The following is a 22,289-nucleotide window of genomic DNA, read 5'->3' as shown; positions in this document are numbered from 1 at the left end:
TTCCACCTTTTTCCGCCTCGTTATTCCATGCTCAGCCCGGAACAGACCGCGTAATGTCATGACCCTTGATTTTTCGGGCTGTTCAACCGATCGTCCGCCCGATATTGCAGAGGCAGTCTAGATGCGGGTGGCCGGATCCGTTTCTTCGCCGTCCGGCGCCGTCGCGGCTGGGTCTTCACCTGGCGGCCCTGGTGGGCTCGGCTGTGGCGGCGCAGCGGTTGGGTCGTCGCCCGCGCCCGCAACGTCGCCGACGTCATCCTGGCGGAGGTGTCCCCGTGAGAACTGGCGGGCACAGCGCCGGGACCAGGAGCGATGCGTCGTACGGCACGTGGCGGTGGGAGTTCCACGAAGTAAACAGGTCCGTCTCGGCGGCCCGCGAGTGGGCGCGGGGGCTGCTGGCCGGGCAGGTCGCGGCCTCGGTCCTCGATGATGTGCTGCTCCTGTTGAGCGAGGTGGTCACCAACGCGGTCGCGCACACCGACTCGGGCCGTGCCGCGGACGGGCGGGTGGTGGTCTGGATGGTGCGCACCCCCGCGGCCGTGCATGTGGAGGTGGTCGACGGCGGCTCGGTCACCAGCACACCTGTGATGCGTGTGCCTGACGCCGGCGACGACGGAGCACGAGGTTCTGTGGCTCGTGGATCTGCTCGCCGTCGCCTGGGGCGCCCATCAGGACGACGCCGGGGGATCGGTATGGTTCCGGGTGGCTGCGCACCCATGACACAGGCCCGGATGTCCGTGACGTGCTGTGGTAGGTCAGGTGAGCATGTGGCCGCTGTTCCGCTGATGCACGATGTTTCGGCGTCGGCGTGAGCGTCGAAGGGCGGGAAACGATTTGGCACCCGCTCCCGACAGGGGGTAAGATTCAAACACAACGACGCGGGGTGGAGCAGTTCGGTAGCTCGCTGGGCTCATAACCCAGAGGTCGCAGGTTCAAATCCTGTCCCCGCTACCAAGAGACGAAGGCCCGGCCTCCGGAAAACGGAGACCGGGCCTTCGGCGTTCCACGGGGTCCGGTCCGGTGCGGGAGTAACGCATGATCACGTTGGATCGCCTGGTCAACGTGCTGGGCGCGTACGGCGTGCGGCTGTGCGGGCGGCCCGAGAGGCGCTCGGCGCGGTTGCGCAGCGTGGCGATGCCGGACGCCACCGACGGCCGGGTCACCGGTGACGTGCTCGTGGCCGTGGGCGCCGGGTCGGTGACCGAGGCGGTGCGGTGGGCGGTCGCGGCGCAGGCCGCGGTGGTCCTGGTGCGAGCGGGCGCCGAGACCGCCCGCGAGGCCGCCGTGGCCGGCGAGAGCAACGACGTGGCGGTGCTGCTCGTCGATCCCGCGGTCTCCTGGAGCCACCTCGTCGGCGTGGTCTACGGGCTGGTGCTCGAAGGGCGGGAGACCGAGTCGGGGCGGGGGCCCACGGACCTGTTCGCGCTGGCCGACAGCCTGGCGGACGCCGTCGGCGGGGCCGTGACCATCGAGGATCCGCTCTCGCGGGTGCTCGCGTACTCCCGGTCGCAGCAGGCGGGCGACCCGGCCCGGCTGGAGACGATCCTGGTGCGGCAGGTCCCGGAGCGGCTGCGCGAGGCATTCCGGGAGCGCGGGGTGTTCGCCCGCCTGACCGCGACGGACGAGCCGATCTTCGTTGAGCCGGACCCGTCGCACGGCATGACCGGGCGGATGGCGGTGGCGGTGCGGGCAGGCCGCGAGCTGCTCGGGTCGGTGTGGGTGACGTGCGGCAGCCCCCTGACCGGCGCGCGGCACACCGCGCTGGCGAACGGCGCGCGCACCGTGGCGCTGCACCTGCTGCGCTCCCGGGCGAGCGCGGACCTGGAACGGCAGGTGGAGTCCGACCTGGTCGTACGGCTGCTGGAGGGCACCGCCGACGCGGCGACCGTGGTCAGCCGGCTGGGGCTGCCCACGCGGGAGATGCGGGTCGTCGCGGTGCGCACGCACACTTCCGAGGAGCCGCACGCCATGCTCCTGCTGGCCTTCGAGAAGGCCACCACCGGGTTCGGCTGGTCCAGGCCCGGGAGGAGCGCGCTGCTCGGCGACACGCTCTACACGCTCCTGCCCGGCGCGGGAGCGGAGGCGGCACGGGAGTGGGTAGCCGCGCTGGCGGCCGGGCTGCCGCCGAGGGTGCGCGTCGCGGCCGGGATCGGGGCGGCGGCCCAGGCGGCGGAGCTGCCGGCGAGCCGCCGGGAGGCGGAGGAGTGCCTGGCGCTGCACGAGAGGGACGCCTACCGCGCCGAGCCGCCTGCCTACGACGAGTCGTGGGACGACATCCTGCTCCAGCGGTTGCGCGCCGCGGCCCGGGCGGGCCGCGTCCCCGCGCGCGGGCCGGTGAGCGCGCTGCGCCGGCACGACGCCCTCCACGACACCCACTACGTGGCGACGCTGCGGGCGTGGCTGGAGGCCCAGGGCGATCTCGTGGCCGCCGCCGAACGGCTCGGCGTGCACGCCAACACCGTCCGCAACCGCCTGCGCCGGATGAGCGAGGTGACCCCGCTGCACCTGGACGACCCGCGCAAGCGCCTCGCCATGGTCATCACGCTGGCTGCCGAGGACGAGTAGCGGGCTGTCCGGAATCCACAACAGAAGCGCCTCGATTGTGCGTCCGCTACAACGGCGCGCGGCGCCGTACGGGTGATGCTGGCCGGGCAAGCAGTCGTCCTGTGTGGAGGTGGGGCATGTCCGAGCGCGTCGACGCGTGGCCGCGGTCGGTCGTCGTGGTGGGCGCGGGGATCGTGGGGCTGTCCACCGCGTGGTTCCTGCAGGAACGCGGTGTGGAGGTCACCGTGGTCGACCGCCGGGGCGTGGCGGCCGGCGCGTCCTGGGGCAACGCGGGCTGGATCGCGCCCGGCCTGGCCATCCCCCTGAACGAGCCCTCGGTGCTGCGCTACGGCCTGCGCTCGCTGCTCAACCCGGCCGCGCCGCTGCACGTCCCGGCGACCGTCGATCCGGGGCTGTGGGCGTTCCTGACCCGTTTCGCCGCCAACTGCCGTTGGTCGTCGTGGACCCGGGCCGTGCGTGCCAACCTGCCGCTCAACGACGAGTCCATCGAGGCCTACGAGGTGCTCGCCGCCAACGGCGTGGCCGCCCCCGTCGAGGACGCGCCGATCACCGCCGGGTTCCGCACGCCCCGCCAGGCCGTCGGCCTGCTCCACGAGCTGCGCAGGATGGCCGAGGCCGGGCAGCCGGTCGACCACACCGCGCTTGACGCGCGGCGGCTGGCCGAGGCCGTGCCGCTCGCCTCGGAGGCGCTGACCGCGGGCGTGCGGATCGACGGGCAGCGCTACGTCGATCCCGGCCGCTTCGTGCACGCGCTGGGCGAGGCCGTCGTCGCCCGGGGCGCGGCCGTGGAGACCTTCGAGGTCACGGACGTGCGTGGCGACGCAGGGAAGGCCGTCGTGGCGGGCCGGGACGGCGCCGCCCTGTCCGCCGACGCGGTGGTGCTGGCCACCGGCGCGTGGCTGTCGCGGCTCGCGGGCCGGTGGGGCGTACGCGTCCCCGTGCGGGCCGGCCGCGGCTACTCGTTCACCGTGCCGGTGGACCACCCCGTCCCCGGCCCCATCTACCTGCCGGACGTGCGGGTGGCGTGCACGCCCTACCAGGGCGGGCTGCGCGTCGCGGGCACGATGGAGTTCCGCGACCCGGACGCTCCGGCCGTCGAGGCCCGGCTGCGGGCGATCATCGCCTCGGCCCGGCCCCTGCTGCGGGGCGTGCGCTGGGAGGAGCGCACCGACGTGTGGGTCGGACCCCGGCCGGTCACGCCGGACGGGCGGCCCCTGATCGGCGCGACCGGCGCCCCGGGGATCTACGTGGCCGGCGGGCACGGCATGTGGGGCATGGCCCAGGGCCCGGCCACCGGACGGCTCCTCGCCGAGCAGATCACCACCGGCAAGCAGCCCGCCGTCCTGCGGGAGTTCGACCCGCTGCGCTGATTCCGGCAAGCGTGCTGTTGTCGTGATACGACAACAAATGTCCGACTGATGGTCGCCGGTGACATTGATGCAGGACCGCCCGGTGGTGAAGGCTCCCCCGCATGCAGGCCCGCATCACACTGGAGGACGTCGCCGCGCTCGCTCGCGGCTGCGCGGTGCTCGGCACCGGCGGCGGCGGAGACGTCCGCCCGGGCGCCATCGCCGCCCGGCGCGCGATACGCGAGCACGGCGAGGTGCCGCTGATCACCCTGGACGAGCTGCCCGACGACGCCCTCGTGCTGCCGTTGTCCGGAATCGGCGCACCGACCGTCAGCAACGAGATGGTCCACGGCTCGGACGAGCCGGTGAGGATCGCCGAGGAGATCGAGCGCATCTTCGGCCGGCCGCCCGCCGCGGTCATGTCCTCGGAGATCGGCGGCGGCAACGGCGTCGCCCCGGTCGCCTGGGCGGCCAGGCTGGGGCTGCCGCTGCTCGACGCCGACGCGATGGGCCGGGCGTTCCCCGAGGTCCAGATGGTCTCGATGTACGTGGCCGGGATCCCGGCCAACCTCGTGGTCATGACCGACGTCGTCGGCAACGTCGTGACGATCCGGCCGGTCGACGGCCTGTGGTCGGAGCGGATCGCCCGTGCGGTCTGCGTGGCGGCGGGATCGAGCGCCCTGATGGCCGACTACGTGCTGACCGCGCGCGAGTGCGAGGGCGCGGTGATCGAGGGCACGGTGAGCCGGGCCATCGCCGTCGGCCGGGCGACCGAGGGCGCCGCCGACCCGCTGGCCACCCTGACCGCGGAGCTCGGCGCCGTACGGCTCATCTCCGGCAAGCTGGCCGACCTGGAGCGCAGGACCACCGGCGGGTTCGCCCGGGGCACGGCGACGATCGAGGGCACCGGCGACGACCGGGGCAGGACGCTGACGCTGGAGATCCAGAACGAGAACCTCGTCGCCGTCGAGGACGGCCGGGTCAGGGCCATGGTGCCCGACCTGATCACGGTGGTCGACAGCCAGACGGCGACGGCGATCCAGACCGAGGGGCTCCGGTACGGCCAGCGGGTGACCGTGCTGGCCTGGCCCTGCGACCCCCTGTGGCGTACGCCGAAGGGCCTGGAGACGGCGGGCCCGCGGGCGTTCGGCTACGACATGGACTACCTGCCGGTGGAGAAGATCGCATGAGCGAGCGGACCGGAGAACACCGTACGACGCTGCGGGTCGGCATCGACGTGGGCGGCACCAACACCGACGCCGTGGTGCTGGACGACGACGACCGCGTCATCGCGACCGCCAAGCGGCCCACCAGCCCCGACGTGACCGAGGGCCTGCGTGCCGCGCTCGACGCGGTGCTCGCCGAGCTGCCCGACCCCGCGATGGAACAGCGGGTGAAGCGGGTGATGCTCGGCACCACCCACGCGACCAACGCCATCCTGGAGCGGCGCGCGCTCGGCCGGGTGGCCGTGCTGCGGCTCGGCGCCCCGGCGACCACGTCCGTGCCGCCGCTCAGCGAGTGGCCCGGCGACCTGCGCGACACGGTCGCGGCCGGAACCGCGATCGTGCGCGGCGGCTACTTCGTCGACGGCCGTGAGATCGCGCCTCTCGACGTGGACGCGGTGAGGAAGTTCGTGGCCACGACGCCCGCCGACGCGATCGCCGTCGCCGGCGTCTTCAGCCCGGCGAGCGCCGACCAGGAGAACACGGTCGCCGAGATCATCCGGGCCGAGGTCGGCGACGTGCCGGTGAGCCTCAGCCACGAGATCGGCTCGCTCGGCCTGCTGGAGCGCGAGAACGCGACCGTGCTCAACGCCGCCCTGTACGGCGTGGCCCGCGATGTCACCGCCGCGCTGCGCGAGGCCCTCACGGCGCGGGGCCTGGAGGTCGAGACGTTCTTCGCGCAGAACGACGGCACGCTGATGGCCGTCGACTACGCGGCCCGCTATCCGGTGCTGACCATCGGCTCGGGGCCGGCCAACTCGCTGCGCGGCGCGGCGTACCTGTCGGGCGTGACGGACGCGATCGTCGCCGACGTCGGCGGCACCTCGACCGACCTCGGCGTGCTCGTGGGCGGCTTCCCGCGGGAGTCGGCCGCGGCGGTGGAGATCGGCGGCGTCACGACGAACTTCCGGATGCCCGACATCCTGTCCATCGCGCTCGGCGGCGGCACGATCATCGGGGCGGAGCCGCGGTCGGTGGGCTACCGCATCGGCACGGAGGCGCTCGTCTTCGGCGGCTCGACCCCGACCATGACCGACGCCGCGGTGGCGGCCGGGCGGGGCACGGTCGGCACCCGTCCCGTCCCCGAGGAGTGGCGCGAGCGGCTGGCCCAGGCCGTACGGGCGGCCGATGAGGCCGTCGCGGACGCGGTGGACCGGGTGGCGCTCGGCCGGGCCGACCGGCCGCTCGTGGCGGTCGGCGGCGGCGCGTTCCTGCTGGCCGACGAGGTGCCGGGGGCCCGCGAGGTGATCCGCCCGGCGCACGCGGAGGTGGCCAACGCGGTGGGCGCGGCCATCGCTCTCGCCAGCGGAAGGATCGAAACGATCGTTCCGGCTACTGGAGGTGGGAGCTCCAGGGCTAGATTGATCGACAACGCCAAGGAGGAGGCGGCCGCACGGGCCGTCGCCGCCGGGGCCGACCCTGCAACCGTTCAGATCGTCGAGCTCAGTGAGATCCCTCTCAGCTACCTTCCTGAGCCCGCGGTGCGCCTGCACGTCAAGGCCGCCGGCCCCCTCGCCCGGCAGGCCGGATAGGAAAGGAACTCCCTCACATGCGCTGGCACAAGCGACTTCTCGCCGCGGGGGCCGTGGCCGCCGTGACCGTCACCGCCGCGGCCTGCTCGGGCGGGCAGGTCCGCGGCGCCGCCGACTCCGCTCCGCAGTCCGGCTCCTCGGCGGGCGCGGCCGGAGGCACGGCCGACGACACGTTCACGTACGTCCCCAACCTCGATGTCGTCACAGACTGGGACCCCGCGAGCTCGTATTCCAACGAGAACATCGCGATGGAGAACATCTACGAGTCGCTGACCCGCTACAACCCGCAGACGAAGAAGGCCGAGCCCCGGCTGGCCTCCTCGTGGACCTCCTCGCCCGACGGCAAGAAGTGGACCTTCACGCTGCGTGAGGGCGCGAAGTTCCACACCGGCAAGCCGGTGGACGCCGCCGCCGCCAAGGCCTCGATCGAGCGCACGATCAAGGAGGGCCAGGGCGCCGCCTACATCTGGGGCGCGGTCAAGAAGATCGAGGCCAAGGACGCCACGACCCTCGAGTTCACGCTCAAGTACCCCGCGCCGCTCGACCTGATCGCCTCGGCCGGCTACGCGTCGTACATCTACGACACCACGGCCGCCTCCGGTGACCTGAAGAAGTGGTTCGGCGAGGGCCACGACGCGGGCTCCGGGCCGTACACGATCGACACCTGGCAGAAGGGCAAGGAGACCGAGCTCACGCTCAAGGCGTTCGACGACTACTGGGGCGGCTGGGACGGCGCCCACTACAAGAAGATCGCCTACCGGGTCACGCCCGAGCTGACCACCGCCTGGCAGCTGCTCCAGCGCGGCGAGGTGTCGTTCGTCCAGCGGCTCAACGCGCAGCTGTTCGCCCAGGCGGGCAGCACCGACACGGTGCAGACCTCGCAGACGCCGTCGTTCCAGAACCTGCTCGTGCTGTTCAACACGGCCGACGGCCCGCTCAAGGACGTGAAGCTGCGCCAGGCCCTGCAGAAGGCGATCGACTACGACGGCCTCGTGGCGGCGCTGAAGGGCGCGGGCGTGGCCGCGAGCGGACTGGTCCCCGAGGGCCTGCTCGGCAACATCCCCGGGATGACGCCCAAGCAGGACCTGGCGGGCGCCGAGGCGCTGCTCAAGGAGGCCGGCTACGGTCCCGGCGGCAAGCCGCTCGACCTCACGCTGACCTACGCCCAGGGCGATGCCGACCAGGAGCTGCTGGTCACGCTGCTCTCGTCGGCGCTCGACAAGCTGAACGTGAAGCTGTCGGCCAAGCCGCTGCAGTGGACCACGCAGTGGGACCAGGGCAAGGCGAAGGACCCGTCGAAGCGCCAGGACATCTTCGTCATGTACTGGTTCCCCGACTACGCCGACGCCTACTCGTGGTTCATCAACGTGTTCCACAGCGAGAAGGACGTGCAGTTCAACCTCTCCTACCTGAAGGACCCGGCGATCGACAAGGAGATCGACGAGCTGCCCGCGCTCACGGCGACCGACCAGGCCGCCGCCGAGAAGGCGTACACCGACCTCCAGAACAAGATCATCAATGAGCAGGCCGCGGTGGCCGTGCCGTACGTGCAGAACTACCAGCGGGCCTACTCCAAGTCGGTCCAGGGATACGTGGACAACCCGGCCTATCCCAACGTGGTGTTCGTCTACGACCTGAAGCCCGGCGCCTGATCATGCCGAGGTATCTGATCCGCCGGCTCGGCCAGGCCGTCCTGGTCGTGGCCGGCGTGATCGTCCTCACGTTCGCCATCATGCGCCTGGTGCCCGGCGACCCGGCCGTGGCGTACGCCGGGCCGAAGGCGACGGCGGCCGAGCTCGCCGATGCCCGGCGGCGGTTCGGCCTGGACGACCCGCTGCCGGTGCAGTTGTGGAAATACGTGCGCGACCTGCTGGGCGGCGACTGGGGGACCAGCCTGCACACCCGGCAGCCCGTGCGCGACGACCTCCTCCAGGCCTTCCCCGCCTCGCTGGAGCTCGTGGGCGCGGCCCTGATCATCGCGCTGGTCGTGGGGATCCCGCTGGGGATCGCCGCGGCCCGCTACAAGGGCCGGCTGCCCGACCTGTCGGTGCGGCTGTCGTCGATGCTGGCCGTGTCGGTGCCGGTGTTCTGGCTGGCGCTGGCACTGCAGACGGTCTTCGCCAGCGGGCTCGGCTGGTTCCCCGTCGCCGGGGAGTACGACGCGTCGCTCGACCGCACCAGCCCGCTGCACCTCTACACCAACATCACGGCCGTGGACGCGCTGATCACCGGCAACTGGCCGATCCTCACGAGCACGCTGGCCCACATGGTGCTGCCCGCCCTGGTGATCGCGGCCTACCCGGCCGGGGTGGTGGCCCAGATGACCAGGGCAGCACTCATCGAGGAGTCGTCGCGCGACCACGCCCGGCTGGAGCGCGCGCTCGGCTTCGGCGAGACCGCGGTGCTCACCCGGTTCGCCCTGCGGCCCGCGCTGAACCCGGTGCTGTCGCTGATCGCGCTCGTCTTCGCCTACTCGATCGTCAACGGCTTCCTCGTGGAGGCCGTGTTCAACTGGCCGGGTCTCGGACGCTATGCCGCCGACTCGATCCGCTCGCTCGACACGCCCGCCATCGCCGGGGTGACGCTGCTGGTCGCCGTGCTGTACGTCGTCGCCAACCTCGTCGTGGACCTCCTCCAGGGCGTGGTCGACCCGAGGGTGAGGGCGCGATGACCGCCCCGGCCGTGACCACGTTCCGTCGTACGCCGCTGCGGCACCTGGCGGGGGTGGACCGCCTCGCGGTGGCGGGAGGCGTGCTGCTGGGGATCATCGTGCTGGCGGCGCTGCTCGCACCGTGGATCGCCCCCTATCCGGACGACGGCGGCTCGGCCACGCATCCCCTGGAGGCGCTGCTCCCGCCGAGCGGCGCCCACTGGTTCGGCACCGACCAGGTCGGCCGCGACGTGCTCAGCCGGGTGCTGTTCGGCGCCCGCACCTCGCTGCTGATCGCCGTCGCGGTGCTGGCGATCTCCGGCGTGGTCGGCGTCGGCCTGGGCGTGGTCGCCGGGTACGCCGGCGGCTGGGCCCGCGACGCGATCATGCGGGTGACCGACGTCTTCCTCGCCTTCCCCGCGCTGCTGCTGTCGCTGGCGCTCGCCGTGGTGCTCCAGCCGAGCGTGACCACCGTGATCGTGGCGATCGCGGTCACCTGGTGGCCGTGGTACGCCCGGCTCACGGCGTCGGTCGCCGCGTCCGTGGCGACCCGGGGCTTCGTGGACTCGGCGCGCTGCCTGGGCGTGCCCGCACCGCTCATCGTGCTGCGGCACGTGCTGCCGAACTCGCTCACGCCGGTGCTGGTCCAGTTGTCGCTGGACGGCGGCGGGGTCATCCTCACCGCCGCCGCGCTGTCGTACCTCGGGCTGGGCGCCCACGAGCCGACCTCGGAGTGGGGGCTGATGGTCCAGCAGGGCCAGTCGCTGTTCACCACCGACTGGTGGGTGGTGACCTTCCCCGGCCTCGCCATCCTGGTCACCGCGTTCTCGTTCAACGTGCTCGGCGAGGGGCTGAGGGCGAGGCTGTCGCGATGAGCGAGCGTAGCGAGCGAATCAATAGGCACAGCGTCTGGCGCATGCCACTCCGAGCCGAAGGCGAGGAGGGCGCATGAGTCTGATCAGCGTGAGAGATCTCGTCGTGCGGATCGGCGACCGGGTGATCGCCTCGGTGCCCGAGCTGGACGTCGCCGCCGGGGAGTGCGTGGCGCTCGTCGGCGAGAGCGGGTCGGGCAAGACGACCACTCTGCTCAGCACGCTCGGCCTCGTCCACGGCGCGGACGTCTCCGGGCGGATCACCGTCGGCGACGTGGACGTGCTCGCGGCGAGCCCGGCCCGGCTGCGGGAGATCCGCGGGTCGCGGGCCGCCCTGGTGATGCAGAGCCCGCAGGCCGCGCTCAACCCCACCATGCGCCTGGGCACGCTCATGCGCCGCGCGCTCGCCCGCCACGGCGTCAAGGGCGCGGACGCGCGGGAGCGGGCCGAGGAGGGGGTCCGCGCGGTGCTGCTCGACCCCGAGATCCTGCGCCGCTATCCCCACCAGGTCTCCGGCGGGCAGGCACAGCGGTTCGCCATCGCGCTGGCCCTCGCGCTCGGCGCGGAGGTCCTGCTGGCCGACGAGCCGACCAGCGCGCTGGACGTCACCGTGCAGGCCGAGGTGGTCGCGGTGCTGCGCCGGCTGCGGGACGAACGCGGCCTCGCCGTGCTGCTGGTCTCCCACGACCTCGCGCTGGTCTCCACGATCGCCGACCGGGTCGTGGTGATGCGCGACGGCGCCGTCGTGGAGAGCGGGCCGGCCGCCGAGGTGTTCGCCCGGCCGAGCGACCCCTACACCCGTGAACTGATCGCCGCTGTGCCCGAACTGCCAGAAGAGACCGTGCCTGCACTGCCCGAAGAAGCACTGCTCGACGAAGCACTGCCTGACGAAGCCGAGGAGGGGGCATGACGCTGCTCGCCGCCGAGGGGGTCACCCTCGCCTACGGCACGACGGCGGTGGTCCACGACGTGAGCCTCGCCGTGGACGAGGGCGGAGTGGGACTCATCGGAGAGAGCGGCTCGGGCAAGACCACGCTCGCCCGCGCCCTGCTCGGCCTCATGCGCCCCCGCTCCGGCACCATCCGGTACGGCACCGGCGACCTGGCCGGGCTCGGCAGGGCGGGCCGGGCCGAGTTCCGCCGGGCCGTGCAGCCGGTCTTCCAGGACGGCAGCGAGGCGCTCGACCCCCGCATGACGGCCGGGGCGTCGATCGCCGAGGCGCTCACCACCCACCACCGCATGTCCAGGGCCGAGCGGGCCGACCGGATCGCCGCGCTCCTCACCGACGTGGGACTCGACCCCGCGATCGCCGCCCGCAGGCCGCACGAGATGTCCGGCGGCCAGCGGCAGCGGGTGGCCATCGCCCGGGCACTGGCAGTGGAGCCCCGGCTGCTGGTGCTCGACGAGCCCACGAGCGCGCTCGACGTCACCGTGCAGGCCAGAATTCTCGACCTCCTGGAGCGGCTGGCCGCCGAGCACGGGCTCGGCTACCTGCTCATCACGCACAACCTCGGCGTCGTGGGGCGGCTGTGCCGTACGTCGTCGGTCATGTTCGCCGGACGGGTCGTCGAGTCGGGCCCGACCGGGGAGCTGCTCACCCGGCCGGCCCACCCGTACACCCGGGCGCTGCGCGACGCGGTGCCGCGCATGGGCGGCGAGCCGCCGCGCGCGGCGGGGCGGACCGAGGCGGCCGCGGCGGCGACGGGGTGCCCGTTCCGGCTGCGCTGCCCCCTCGCCGTGGACCGCTGCAGTGCGGAGGCACCGCAGGCGCGTGAGGTCGAAGGGCGTAAAGTGGCATGTCATCGCGCGGAGGAGGTGCTGCACACCCCGGCCTCCTCGGCTCCGCGCGTCCCCCACGGAGGTGAGGCCCCCGATGCGCCGCGTCAGTGACCTTCTCAGGACGCCCGCGGGCCGCAGGCTGACGCTCGTCGCCGGTCCCTGGGACGCCCGGGAGGTCGGCAGCGTCGTCCTCGTCGACGAGATGCGCGAACTGACCACGGCGGCCCCCGGCGCGCTGGCGATCCTGTCGCGGCACGCCATGCGGTCGTGCGACGTGCTCGACGCGCTGCGCCTGGCCGGGCGCGGCGGCCTCGCCGGCATTGTGCTGCCCGGCCCTTCGGGCACGACGCGGGAGATCGTGGAGCTGGCCAGGCGGGAGCGGGTCGCGCTGCTCGCCGGCGCCTCCGACCACTCGCTGTCGGACACCGTGCTCGGTCTCAGCGCGGCCGTACGCGCCGATCCCGGGCTGCTGCTGCGCCGTACGCGTGAGGCGATCGACGGCATCGGCGCGATGGAGGGCGCGGGGGAGGAGGACATCCTGCGCGCGGCGTCCGCCTCCGTCGGCGTCTCGTACGTCGTCGCCGGCCTGGCCGACCCGGGAGCCAACGCGACGGTGATCCGCGTCGGCGGCCGGCCGGACGGCTACGTGTGCTGGGACGGCGAGGACCCCGCGGCGGCGATCGTCGCCCAGGTCGTCGCGACCACGCTCGGCCGGGTGCGGGCGGCCGCGCGGGAGGCGGAGGCGGCCCGCGAGCGCGCGCTGCTGGCCCTGCTCGGCGCCAAGGACACCCGCACCGCCGCCCGCCGCGCCCGGCACGAGGGCGTCCCGGTGGACGGCTGGCACGTCGCGGTCTTCCTGCGCGACCCCGGCGGCGACATGAGCCCGGGTGCGGCGGATCCGGTGCTCCGCGAGGTGCGCGGCACCGTCGCCGCGTGGCCCGGCGCGCTCGGCGCCGGCGGGACGGCCGAGCTGTCCGCGCCGCCGCTGGTCACCCGGTGGCAGGACGGCGTGCTCGTGCTCCTCACCGCCGACGAGCGGACGACGCTCAACCTTCCGAACTCTCAGCGGCCGCCGAATCAGTGGCCGCCGGCGCTGCGCCGGTCCGGCGTGGGGGCGGGGCTCGGCACCTGCCAGGAGGGGCCCGACGGGCTGCGCCGTACGGCCGCGCAGGCACGGGCGGCCGCCGCTCGCGCCGCGGCCGGGGAGGTCGTGCGGTTCGACCGGCTCGGGGTGCACGCGCTCCTCGCGGAGCTGAGCGGCAGCGACAGCGCGCTGGTGGCCGCCAGGGACATGCTCGCCCCGCTGGAACGCCTCGGGGCGCTCAGCGCCCACGCGGTGCCCACGCTGAAGGCATACCTGGACAGCTGGGGCTCCCGCACCAGGGCGGCCGAGCTGCTCAACCTGCACCCCAACGCGGTGGCCCACCGGATCAGGCGCATCGCCGAGGCGCTCGACGCCGATCTGTCCGACCCGCAGACCCGCTTCGCGCTCCAGCTCGCCTGCCACGTGGTGCTCGACCACGACTGTCTCGCGGTGACTGTTTCGCGGTGACTGTTTCGGGGTGACTGTTTCGAGGGGACAACAACCGTGATCTCGTCGTCGTGAGGGCACATCGACGCGGCCCCCGGCCGCATCTACGTTGCCTGGCATGACAACGGTCATCGGAGTGGACGTCGGCGGCACCTTCACCGACCTCGTCCTCCACGACGCCGCGACCGGCGAGATCAGGGTCGCGAAACAGCCCACCACGCCGTCCGCGCCGGAACGCGGGGTCCTCGCCGCGGTCGACGCGGCGGTGCCCGCGGATCTGCTCGCCCGCTGCCGTCATTTCGTGCACGGCACCACCGTGGGCCTCAACGCGCTGCTCGAACGGCGGGGCGCGACCGTCGGCCTGATCACCACGGCCGGGTTCCGCGACGTGCTGGAGATCCGCAGGGGCGACCGCGACGACCCCTACGACCTGTTCTGGACCCCGCCGCCGCCGCTCGTGCCCCGGCGGCTGCGCCTGGAGGTGGCCGAGCGGGTGGCCGCCGACGGCTCGGTCGTACGCGACCTGGAGCCGGAGGACGTGCGGCGGGCCGCCGAGACGTTCGCCGCGGAGGGCGTGGACGCCGTGGCGATCGTGCTGGTCAACTCCTACGCCAACCCCGCGCACGAGGCGCGGGCGGCCGAGCTGCTCAGGCAGGCCGGGTTCGCCGGGCCGGTCTCGCTGTCGCACGAGGTTTCGGGCGAATACCGGGAGTACGAGCGCACCTGCACCACGGTCGTGGACGCCTTCGTCCGCCACCGCATGGGACCCTACCTGCATAATCTCGACCGCGAGCTGCGCGCGAGGGGGTTCGCGGGCGAGCTGCTCGTGACCCGGTCCGGCGGCGGCGCGCTGGCACTGGCCGAGGCCGCGGCCCGGCCGTTCGAGACGATCCTGTCCGGCCCGGTGGCCGGGGCCGCCGCCACCGCCCGCCTGGCCGCTTCCCTCGGCATCGGCACGGCCGTCGCCGCCGACGTGGGCGGCACCAGCTTCGACACCGCGCTCATCGAGGACGGGCGGCTTCCGCTGCTCTACCAGGGCGAGGTCGTCGGCCTGCCGCTGCAGAGCCCCTGGGTGGACGTGCGGTCGGTGGGCGCGGGCGGCGGCTCGATCGCGTACGCCGACGCGGGCGGCCTGCTGCGCGTCGGCCCGCGCAGCGCGGGCGCCGACCCCGGGCCCGCCTGCTACCAGCGCGGCGGGACCGAGCCCACGGTGACCGACGCCGCGCTGCACCTCGGCATGATCCCCCGCGGGCACATCTCCGGTGGCATCGAGCTGTCCGAGGACGCGGCGGCCCGCGCGCTGGCGCCGCTCTCCGGCCCGACCGGCATCGACGGCGTGGACGCGGTCGCGGTTGGCGTGATCAAAATCGCCGCCGCGCACATGGCCCAGGCCGTACGCGGTGTGACCGTGGAGCGGGGCGTGGACCCGCGCGGCGGGGCGGTCGTCGCCTTCGGCGGCGCGGGGCCGGTGTTCGGCTGCCTGCTCGCCGACGAGCTCGACGTCGACACCGTGGTCGTGCCGCCCAACGCGGGCAACTTCTCCGCCGTCGGCCTGGTGCAGGCCGACATCGTGCGGACGGCCGCCCGCACGATGGTGCGCCCGCTGGACGACGAGGCGCTGCCGCTGGTCGAGCGGGTGACGGAGACGCTGTTCGAACGGCTCGCGCAGCCCGGGGCCGTACGCGAGGTGGACCTCGACCTGCGCCACCGGGGACAGGAGCACACGCTGACGATCCCGGTGCGGCTGGGCGAGGACGACGTGGCGGCCGTGTCGGCCCGGTTCTCCGAGGCGTACCACCGGGCCTTCGGCCACACCCTGCCCGACCCGCTGGAGATCGTCACCGTGCGGGCGACCGGCCGGGTGGTCCTCGACGCGGACCGCCCGATGGTGCCGGCCCCGCCGTCCGGCGAGAGCGGTCGGGGGACGACGCGGCTGTGGTCGTTCCGCCGGGGCGCCTGGACCGAGGCCCCGGTCGTACGGCGGGAGGACCTGGACGGCGTGGCCGAGGGCCCGCTGCTGGTGGTTGAGCCGACCGCGACGACCTATGTCGACGCCGGATTCGCGGCGGAGGCGCACGAGAGCGGCTGCCTCGTGATCACACGGAAGGACCGCTGATGACCATCGTCCGCACCCGATACGCGGAGGTCCACCCCGGCCTGGGCGACGGCGCCGACCCCGTCACCACGGAGATCATCCGGCAGGGCCTCAACGCGGCCGCCGACCAGATGAAGCAGTCGCTGATCCGCACCGCGTTCTCGCCGATCATCTACGAGGCGCTCGACTTCGCCGTCGCCTTCTACGACGCCGACATGTGCATGCTGGCGCAGGCCCCGACGCTGCCGGCGTTCATGGGCACGCTCGGCTTCTGCGTGCGGGAGGCCATCGAGGGCGTCGGCGGCCCCGCCGCGCTCAGCCCCGGCGACGTGATCCTCTACAACGACCCGTACGGCACCGGCTCCCACCCCCAGGACGCGGCGATGGTGGTGCCGATCTTCCACGACGACACGCTGGTCGCCTACTCGGCCATCAAGGCCCACTGGCTCGACATCGGCGGCAAGGACCCCTACTGCACCGACACGGTCGACGTCCACCAGGAGGGCACGATCTTCCCCGGGGTCAAGCTGTACGACGCCGGGCGGCTGGTCAGCGACGTCTACCGGATGATCCTGGCGAACAGCCGGATGCCGGAGATGGTCATCGGGGACATCAACGCGATGGTGGCCGGGGCGCGCACCGGGGCGGAGGCCCTCGGCGCGCTGGTGCGCAGGCACGGCCTCGACACCTTCCGCCGCTGCGTCGCCCGCATGTACGCGCACGGCGAGGCGCTGGTGCGCGGCTGGTTCGAGCGCCTGCCCGACGGCGTCTACGAGGCGTCCAGCGTCATCGACTCCGACGGCGTGAACGGCACACCGATCCCCTTCGGCGTACGGGTCGTCGTGGAGGGCTCGTCGGTGACCGTCGACCTGACCGACTGCCCCGACCAGGTCGGCGGGCCGGTCAACTGCCCGCTGCCGTCCACGGTGGCGGCCGTGCGGATCGCGGTGGCCTTCCTCGCCGGGGCGGGCGAGCAGCCCAACGAGGGCCACTTCCGCCCGTTGGAGCTGGTCACCCGGCTCGGCTCGCTGTTCCACCCCGTGCGGCCCGCGCCCTGCTTCATGTACGGCATCCCCTCCGACCACGCCATCGAGCTGATCATCAAGGCGCTGGCGGAAGCCGTGCCGGAATCGGTGCCCGCCGCCAGCGGCGGTGACATCAACGCCCTGGTGTGGTGGGGCAACCGCGAGGCGACCGGCGAGCCGTGGGCCGACGGCGCGCCCCACCCGGTGGGCCAGGGCGCCTCGCCGTCGGGCGACGGCGCGAGCGCGCTCATGTACATCTCGGAGTCGGCCACCCGCTTCACCCCGGCCGAGGTGTGGGAGGCGCGCAACCCCTGGCGGATCGAGCGGCTCGCCCTGGCCGAGGACTCCGGCGGCCCCGGCCGGCACCGCGGCGGCCTGGGCCTCGACCTGTCCTTCCGCATCCTGGAAGACCAGTACCTCACGTCCGGGCTGGCCAGGACCGCGCTGGAGCCCTGGGGCCTGAAGGGCGGCCTGGCGGGGCGGCCCAACCGGCTCACGGTCGAATATCCCGACGGGCGCACCGAGGACTTCTCGCTGAAGACGCGGATCTTCCTGCCCAAGGGCGCGGTCGTGCACCTGCGCACCGGCTCCGGCGGCGGGTACGGCCCGCCCGAAGAGCGCGACCCCGAGGCCGTACGCGCCGACCTGCGGGAGGGCTACATCACGCCGGAGCACGCCGCACGGCACTACCCGCACGCGCTGTGACGCGGCGGGTCACAGCGCGCGCAGGCCGCTGATCACCTCGGACAGGATGCCGGGCGTGGGGAAGCGCGCGACGTTGGCGGGTGGGCGCACCTGCACGAGCCCCTGCTCGTGGAGGTCGCCCACCAGCACGCGTACGACGCCGAGCGGCAGGTCGATCGCCGCGGCGATGTCCGCCAGCGACGCAGGGCGGGCGCACAGGCTGAGGATCATCCACTGTTCGGGACCGAGGCTCACCGGCGTCGGCCCGCCGGTCGCGGTCACGATGGCGACGAGGTCGATCTCCTGGCTGGAGGGCCGCACGCGTCCGCGGGTCAGGGCGTAGGCCGGCACGATCGGCCCGGCCTCCTCGTCCAGCCACTGGTCCTGCATGCGTTCGGTCACTTTCGGTCCTCCTCGCCGGTGTTCTCGTTCTCCTGCGACCCCCGCTGCAGCGAGGCGAGGATGATGTCCTCCGGGGTGACCTCTCCCGCGGCGAGACGGGCGAGATCGGGGTCCTTGGGGCCCACCATGAGCCCGGATGGGATCAGCACGATGGCGGTCGTTCCTCCGTAGGGCGAGGGCCGCAGGGTCACGCGGATGTCCCGGCGTGCGGCCAGGCGCGCGACGACGAACAGCCCCATGCGGTCGGTGTCCGCGATGTCGAACTCCGGCGGGTCGGCCAGCCGTTCGTTCAGCTCGTCGAGCCGCTCCTTGGTCATACCGAGCCCGCGGTCCTCGATCTCGACCGCGAAGCCCATGCCGACGAGCTCCCCGCGCACCGACACGGAGGTGTGCGGCGGCGAGAAGATCGTGGCGTTCTCGATCAGCTCGGCGATGAGGTGGATGACGTCGGCCACCGCGGCGCCGTCGAGCCCGTGGTCCTCCATCGGCAGCACGTTCACCCGGGCGTAGTCCTCCACCTCGGCCGCGGCCCCGCGTACGACGTCGTACATCGGGACGGGCTTGCGCCAGGCGCGGCCGGGGGCGTTGCCCGACAGAATGATCAGGCCCTCGGCGTGGCGGCGCATGCGGGTCGTCAGGTGGTCGAGCCGGAAGAGCTCCTCCAGCATGTCCGGGTCGGTGATGTGCCGCTGCATACCGTGCAGCTGGGTCCGCTGCCGGTGCAGCAGCGTCTGGCTGCGCCGCGCCAGGTTGAGGAAGACCTGGCTGACACCCCGCTGCAGGCGGGCCTGCCCGATCGCGGCCTCAACCGCGGTCTCCTGCACCGTCGAGAAGGCCCGGCCCACGTCCTGGATCTCGGCGGTCCCGCCCACGGTCTGCAGCGGGGGCGCCTCGGTGGCCACGTCGACGTCCTCGCCCCGCTTGAGCTTGACCATCACGCCCGGCAGCCGCTTGTTCGCGAGGTCGAGCGCGGCCTGCCGCAGGTCGGCCAGCTCGCGGGCGATCCGCCCGCCGACCCGCAGCGAGATCAGGATCGAGGCGATGACCGCGAGAAGCCCGAAGCCTCCGGCCAGCACGGCCCGCCGCAGGATCGAGTCGGCGATCGGCGCGGCGCGCTGGGCGAGCAGGGCCGCCGCCTCGGTCTGCGCCTTCTGGAACGAGTCGGCCAGGTCGTCGGAGGTCGACTGCCACACCCGCTGCGTACGCGCCGAGAGCCTGGGCGCGGCGATGATCTGCTCTTCCTGCAGCCGCAGCCGCTGGTAGAGCGGAGTCGTGATCAGGTTGACGTGGAGCTGCCGCAGACCGGCGTCCAGCTCGGGCAGCGCCTGGTCGATGAGGAAGCGGCGGTTGCCCACGAGCTGGGTGAACAGCTTGCGTTCCTCGTCGGTGAAGCCGCCGGACGGGCCGACCGCCGCCGCCAGCGCCTGCTCGCGGGTCAGCAGCTCCTTGGCGTACCCGAGCGAGATCACCACGCGCGACTGCTGGTAGATCGGGATGTCGTCGATCAGCGCCAGGCTGTAGTGCATGCGGTAGATCGAGTCGCTGACCAGGTTGTAGATCTCGATGGCACGCAGCCGCTCGGACAGGCCCTCGTCGACCTCCGCCCGGATCTCGTCGATCCGGCTGAGCCCCGACAGCATCTCGTCGACCTGCGTGCGCATTTCCGGAGTGGTGGCCGCGCGGGAGGCCCTCGACAGGGCCAGCGTGCGGACCTGCTCCCTGGTCTTGCTCGTCCGCTGGCGCTGCAGGACCATGGCGTCGCGGTCGGCCGACCGGTGCGAGCCGAGATAGCGCGCCGTGGTCAGGCGCTCGGACTGAAGGTCGACGATCAGGGAGTCGGCGGGCCGCCGGAGCGTGGACCACAGCGTGTTGTAGGTGCGCAGGCTCAGGCTCTCGCTGATCGTGACGCCGGCGGTCACAGCCCACAGGGCGATCAGTGAGAAGAGTGGTACGAGCAGCAAGCCGATGAGCCGGGACCTGATCGGCCGGTCACGCCTGCGCGGACTCATGGCACCTCGCCCAGTGAGGGACAAGCCTCACATAAAACCTTTTTGCGACAGGGATAGAGACTAGCAGCGAGGTGCGCCGGATGAGGGCCCTGTGATCGGTTGGCCCGAAATATCGTGTCCAATCGTGATCTTGCAGTAGCGTCGATCATGGTAGACACGGAAAGGACCCGCACGCATGCGCCGCTTACTCGTGCTGGGAGTGATGGCCGTGCTGGCCCTGGCAGGCTGCGGCGGAGGCGAGGTCCGGGAGATCTCGGCCGCGAACCTCCCCTCGACGAAGGACTCCACCTTCGTCTACCTGTCCAATCTGGACATCGTCACCGACTGGGATCCGGCGAGCTCGTACTCCAACGAGATCATGGCGATGCAGAACATCTATGACTCGTTGACGATGTACAACCCCCGGACGCGCCGGGCCGCGCCACGCCTGGCCGAGCGCTGGCAGTCGTCGTCCGACGGCAAGGTCTGGACCTTCATCCTGCGGTCCGGCATGGTCTTCCACACCGGGCGGCCGGTGGACGCCGCCGCGGTCAAGGCGTCCGTCGAGCGGACCAAGCGGATGGGCGCGGGCGCGGCCTACGTCTGGGACTCCGTCCAGCAGATCACGGTCAAGGACCCGCTCACCGTGGAGTTCCGGCTGAAGTACGCCGCCCCGCTCGACCTGATCGCCTCCGCCGACTACGCCGCGTACATCTACGACACCCAGGCGGCGGGCACGGGCGACCTCAAGAAGTGGTTCCAGGCCGGCCGCGACGCGGGCTCGGGGCCCTACACGGTGGCGAGCTGGAAGAAGGGCCGCGAGAAGGAGCTCGTGCTGCGCGCCTTCGACCGCTACTGGGGCGGCTGGGAGGGCCCGCACTACCGGAACATCGAGTTCCGCGTGATGCCCGACCTCAATCGGGCCTACCAGTTGCTGCTGCGCGGCGAGGCGAGCTTCGTGGAGCGGCTGAACCCCGATCTCTTCCGCCGGGCCCGCGGCACCGCGGGCGTCCGCACCCTGCAGGTGCCGGCGTTCCAGAACATGCTCGTGCTGTTCAACACCGCCTCGGGCCCGCTGACGGACGTACGGCTGCGCAGGGCGGTGCAGAAGGCCATCGACTACGACGGCCTGATCACCGCGCTCAAGGGGGCGGGGGCGCCGGCCTCCGGCCTGGTCCCCGAGGGCCTGCTCGGGCACCTGCCCGACTACACCCAGAAGCAGGACCTGACCACGGCCGCCCAGCTGCTGAACGAGGCGGGGTACGGCCCCGGCGGCGCGCCCCTGCGCCTGACACTGACGTACGCGCAGGGAGACGACGACGAGGAACTGCTCGTACGCAAGCTCAGGAGCGCACTGGCCGGGCTGAACGTGGAACTCGACGCCAAGGCCATGCAGTGGAACGACCAGTGGAACCTGGGCAAGTCCGCCGACCCGGCCAAGCGCCAGGACATCCTCGTCATGTACTGGTGGCCCGACTACGCCGACGCCTATTCGTGGTTCCTGAACGTCTTCCACAGCGCGGAGCCGGTGTCCTTCAACCTCACCTACCTGAAGGATCCGAACGTCGACGCGAGGATCGACCGTCTGCCGTCACTGGTGGCGAACGACCGTTCCGCGGCGGAGAGGGCGTACACCGAGCTCCAGAGGACGCTCATCGGAGAGAAGGCCGTGGTGGCGGTGCCGTGGGTGGCCAACTATCAGCGGGCCTACCTGGGCAACGTTCAGGGGTACACCGACAACCCGGCCTACCCCAACGTCGTCTTCGTGCACGAGCTCATCCCGGGCGGCTGAGCCGCTCAGCCCCGCAGGCTGCGGCTGACTCCGCCGCACACGGTGCCGCGGGCGGCGCGGGACCGGCGGGGCGCCGCCGGCTCGTCGAGGTGGGCGAGCATGGCCTGCGCGGCGACGGCGTCCGACAGGATCCGCTGCGCCTGCTCGCCGTCGGGAAGCTGCCCGTGCTCGGCCAGCTCGTGCTGGAGGAAGGTGAGCGCGGCGGGGTGCCCGGCGGCGTCCGCGGCCACGGTGGCGCGGGCGGCGGTCAGCAGAGCGAGGTAGTGCGAGCGCAGGATCGCCTCACGGGTGCGCAACTGCTCCAGGTCGTCGAGCAGGGAGTGCGCGAGCTCGAGCAACTCGCTCGGCCGCGGCGGCTCGGCGGTGATGTGGGCGCGGATGTCGTCGAACTCCGACCGCATGATGATGGCCACCTCCAGCGACGGAAGTCCGGGCGGCCGGGTTGGCGCCGTACGGGGACTTCCGCATCGTCTTCGTAGCGCGCAGCGATTGCGAGCGGCTTGACGTTCGGTTGCGTGGGAAGGCGGCGGTCACATCGAGCCGCCGCGGGACGCGGGGAAGACGGCCGTGCGCGGCTGTCGTTCCTCACGTGGTTCCTCCCCGATCGTCCGTGCCGTCCCGGCTGATCGCCGCGGCGCTAAGTAGATGCCTGAGAGACGGATCTGGTTGTCCCCGCACGCTCGCCCGTTTTGCCGCGTATGGTGACCCGGGCGCGCCCCCGGCCCCGACCTGCGAGAACGTACGGGGGCCAAGCCGGCGCGGCCGGGAATAGCCCCCGCAGCGGGGGCGTTGTTCTCGAACC

At 72.7% G+C, this 22,289-nt stretch carries 17 protein-coding genes and 1 tRNA gene; 14 read left to right on the top strand and 4 right to left on the bottom strand.

All coding sequences use genetic code 11. From position 1 onward, the window contains the following. Positions 1–253 precede the first annotated feature (253 nt). Positions 254–574, bottom strand: coding sequence for a hypothetical protein (locus tag HCK04_RS42835; RefSeq protein ID WP_240971929.1), 321 nt, complete (start codon positions 572–574; stop codon positions 254–256). Between the two features lie 303 nt (positions 575–877). On the opposite strand from HCK04_RS42835, the gene HCK04_RS29685 reads away from it, so the two are divergent. From HCK04_RS29685 to HCK04_RS29625, 13 genes are all read left to right on the top strand, one after another. Beyond that, positions 878–954 (top strand) — tRNA-Met (locus HCK04_RS29685). Positions 955–1,035: 81 nt separating this feature from the next. Continuing rightward, positions 1,036–2,565, top strand: coding sequence for a PucR family transcriptional regulator (locus tag HCK04_RS29680; RefSeq protein WP_142650675.1), 1,530 nt, complete (start codon positions 1,036–1,038; stop codon positions 2,563–2,565). Positions 2,566–2,681: 116 nt separating this feature from the next. Then, the gene (locus HCK04_RS29675) at positions 2,682–3,935 is read left to right on the top strand and encodes an FAD-dependent oxidoreductase (protein WP_142650674.1); all 1,254 of its coding nucleotides are present in this window, start codon (positions 2,682–2,684) and stop codon (positions 3,933–3,935) included. 101 nt (positions 3,936–4,036) lie between these two features. Further along, positions 4,037–5,104 (top strand): DUF917 domain-containing protein, encoded by a 1,068-nt coding sequence (locus tag HCK04_RS29670; RefSeq protein ID WP_142620277.1) that lies wholly within the window; start codon positions 4,037–4,039, stop codon positions 5,102–5,104. After that, the gene (locus HCK04_RS29665; RefSeq protein WP_142650673.1) at positions 5,101–6,669 is read left to right on the top strand and encodes a hydantoinase/oxoprolinase family protein; all 1,569 of its coding nucleotides are present in this window, start codon (positions 5,101–5,103) and stop codon (positions 6,667–6,669) included. Before HCK04_RS29670 ends, HCK04_RS29665 begins: the two co-directional genes overlap by 4 nt. 17 nt (positions 6,670–6,686) lie before the next feature. After that, positions 6,687–8,321 (top strand): ABC transporter substrate-binding protein, encoded by a 1,635-nt coding sequence (locus tag HCK04_RS29660; RefSeq protein WP_142650672.1) that lies wholly within the window; start codon positions 6,687–6,689, stop codon positions 8,319–8,321. Positions 8,322–8,323: 2 nt separating this feature from the next. Then, positions 8,324–9,340, top strand: coding sequence for an ABC transporter permease (locus tag HCK04_RS29655; RefSeq protein ID WP_142650671.1), 1,017 nt, complete (start codon positions 8,324–8,326; stop codon positions 9,338–9,340). After that, a complete protein-coding gene (locus HCK04_RS29650; protein ID WP_142650670.1) occupies positions 9,337–10,194 on the top strand; it encodes an ABC transporter permease in 858 nt (285 codons plus the stop codon). Before HCK04_RS29655 ends, HCK04_RS29650 begins: the two co-directional genes overlap by 4 nt. A gap of 73 nt (positions 10,195–10,267) precedes the next feature. Then, complete coding sequence (locus tag HCK04_RS29645) at positions 10,268–11,101, top strand: ATP-binding cassette domain-containing protein (RefSeq protein ID WP_142650669.1); 834 nt, start codon at positions 10,268–10,270, stop codon at positions 11,099–11,101. Continuing rightward, on the top strand, positions 11,098–12,081 hold the full coding sequence (locus tag HCK04_RS29640) for an ABC transporter ATP-binding protein (protein WP_142650668.1): 984 nt from the start codon (positions 11,098–11,100) through the stop codon (positions 12,079–12,081). Before HCK04_RS29645 ends, HCK04_RS29640 begins: the two co-directional genes overlap by 4 nt. Next, entirely contained in the window at positions 12,065–13,522 is a 1,458-nt protein-coding gene (locus tag HCK04_RS29635) for a helix-turn-helix domain-containing protein (protein ID WP_142650667.1), read from the top strand. The genes HCK04_RS29640 and HCK04_RS29635 overlap by 17 nt, the downstream gene beginning before the upstream one ends. A 97-nt stretch (positions 13,523–13,619) precedes the next feature. Next, the gene (locus HCK04_RS29630; protein ID WP_142650666.1) at positions 13,620–15,617 is read left to right on the top strand and encodes a hydantoinase/oxoprolinase family protein; all 1,998 of its coding nucleotides are present in this window, start codon (positions 13,620–13,622) and stop codon (positions 15,615–15,617) included. After that, positions 15,617–17,326, top strand: coding sequence for a hydantoinase B/oxoprolinase family protein (locus HCK04_RS29625; protein ID WP_142650665.1), 1,710 nt, complete (start codon positions 15,617–15,619; stop codon positions 17,324–17,326). Before HCK04_RS29630 ends, HCK04_RS29625 begins: the two co-directional genes overlap by 1 nt. A 9-nt stretch (positions 17,327–17,335) precedes the next feature. Here the strand turns inward: HCK04_RS29625 and HCK04_RS29620 are convergent, their stop codons facing one another. Next, positions 17,336–17,707 (bottom strand): DUF742 domain-containing protein, encoded by a 372-nt coding sequence (locus HCK04_RS29620; protein ID WP_244312750.1) that lies wholly within the window; start codon positions 17,705–17,707, stop codon positions 17,336–17,338. Then, a complete protein-coding gene (locus HCK04_RS29615; protein WP_142650664.1) occupies positions 17,704–19,716 on the bottom strand; it encodes a nitrate- and nitrite sensing domain-containing protein in 2,013 nt (670 codons plus the stop codon). Before HCK04_RS29615 ends, HCK04_RS29620 begins: the two co-directional genes overlap by 4 nt. Before the next feature lie 175 nt (positions 19,717–19,891). Here HCK04_RS29615 and HCK04_RS29610 point away from each other — a divergent pair, with 175 nt between their 5' ends. Further along, positions 19,892–21,487 carry an ABC transporter substrate-binding protein gene (locus HCK04_RS29610; protein WP_142650663.1) on the top strand — a complete coding sequence of 532 codons (1,596 nt, stop codon included), beginning with the start codon at positions 19,892–19,894 and terminating at the stop codon, positions 21,485–21,487. 5 nt (positions 21,488–21,492) lie between these two features. On the opposite strand, the gene HCK04_RS29605 is transcribed toward HCK04_RS29610, so the two are convergent. Next, a complete protein-coding gene (locus tag HCK04_RS29605; protein WP_142650662.1) occupies positions 21,493–21,888 on the bottom strand; it encodes a hypothetical protein in 396 nt (131 codons plus the stop codon). Positions 21,889–22,289: the final 401 nt, after the last annotated feature.

This window comes from Microbispora sp. CL1-1 (assembly GCF_012034195.1).
In the GTDB taxonomy this organism is placed as follows: domain Bacteria; phylum Actinomycetota; class Actinomycetes; order Streptosporangiales; family Streptosporangiaceae; genus Microbispora.
Note: the sequence above shows the minus strand (reverse complement) of the source record. Positions and strands in the feature narration are given on the sequence as shown.

What these genes read in the sequence shown, in the direction of transcription:
- HCK04_RS29670 (WP_142620277.1), top strand. Translation starts at nt 4,037, where the DNA reads ATGCAGGCCCGCATCACACTGGAGGACGTCGCCGCGCTCGCTCGCGGC.
- HCK04_RS29635 (WP_142650667.1), top strand. Translation starts at nt 12,065, where the DNA reads ATGCGCCGCGTCAGTGACCTTCTCAGGACGCCCGCGGGCCGCAGGCTG.
- HCK04_RS29650 (WP_142650670.1), top strand. Translation starts at nt 9,337, where the DNA reads ATGACCGCCCCGGCCGTGACCACGTTCCGTCGTACGCCGCTGCGGCAC.
- HCK04_RS29655 (WP_142650671.1), top strand. Translation starts at nt 8,324, where the DNA reads ATGCCGAGGTATCTGATCCGCCGGCTCGGCCAGGCCGTCCTGGTCGTG.
- HCK04_RS29625 (WP_142650665.1), top strand. Translation starts at nt 15,617, where the DNA reads ATGACCATCGTCCGCACCCGATACGCGGAGGTCCACCCCGGCCTGGGC.
- HCK04_RS29675 (WP_142650674.1), top strand. Translation starts at nt 2,682, where the DNA reads ATGTCCGAGCGCGTCGACGCGTGGCCGCGGTCGGTCGTCGTGGTGGGC.
- HCK04_RS29605 (WP_142650662.1), bottom strand. Translation starts at nt 21,888, where the DNA reads ATGCGGTCGGAGTTCGACGACATCCGCGCCCACATCACCGCCGAGCCG.
- HCK04_RS29660 (WP_142650672.1), top strand. Translation starts at nt 6,687, where the DNA reads ATGCGCTGGCACAAGCGACTTCTCGCCGCGGGGGCCGTGGCCGCCGTG.
- HCK04_RS29630 (WP_142650666.1), top strand. Translation starts at nt 13,620, where the DNA reads ATGACAACGGTCATCGGAGTGGACGTCGGCGGCACCTTCACCGACCTC.
- HCK04_RS29640 (WP_142650668.1), top strand. Translation starts at nt 11,098, where the DNA reads ATGACGCTGCTCGCCGCCGAGGGGGTCACCCTCGCCTACGGCACGACG.
- HCK04_RS29610 (WP_142650663.1), top strand. Translation starts at nt 19,892, where the DNA reads ATGCGCCGCTTACTCGTGCTGGGAGTGATGGCCGTGCTGGCCCTGGCA.
- HCK04_RS29665 (WP_142650673.1), top strand. Translation starts at nt 5,101, where the DNA reads ATGAGCGAGCGGACCGGAGAACACCGTACGACGCTGCGGGTCGGCATC.
- HCK04_RS29680 (WP_142650675.1), top strand. Translation starts at nt 1,036, where the DNA reads ATGATCACGTTGGATCGCCTGGTCAACGTGCTGGGCGCGTACGGCGTG.
- HCK04_RS29615 (WP_142650664.1), bottom strand. Translation starts at nt 19,716, where the DNA reads ATGAGTCCGCGCAGGCGTGACCGGCCGATCAGGTCCCGGCTCATCGGC.
- HCK04_RS29645 (WP_142650669.1), top strand. Translation starts at nt 10,268, where the DNA reads ATGAGTCTGATCAGCGTGAGAGATCTCGTCGTGCGGATCGGCGACCGG.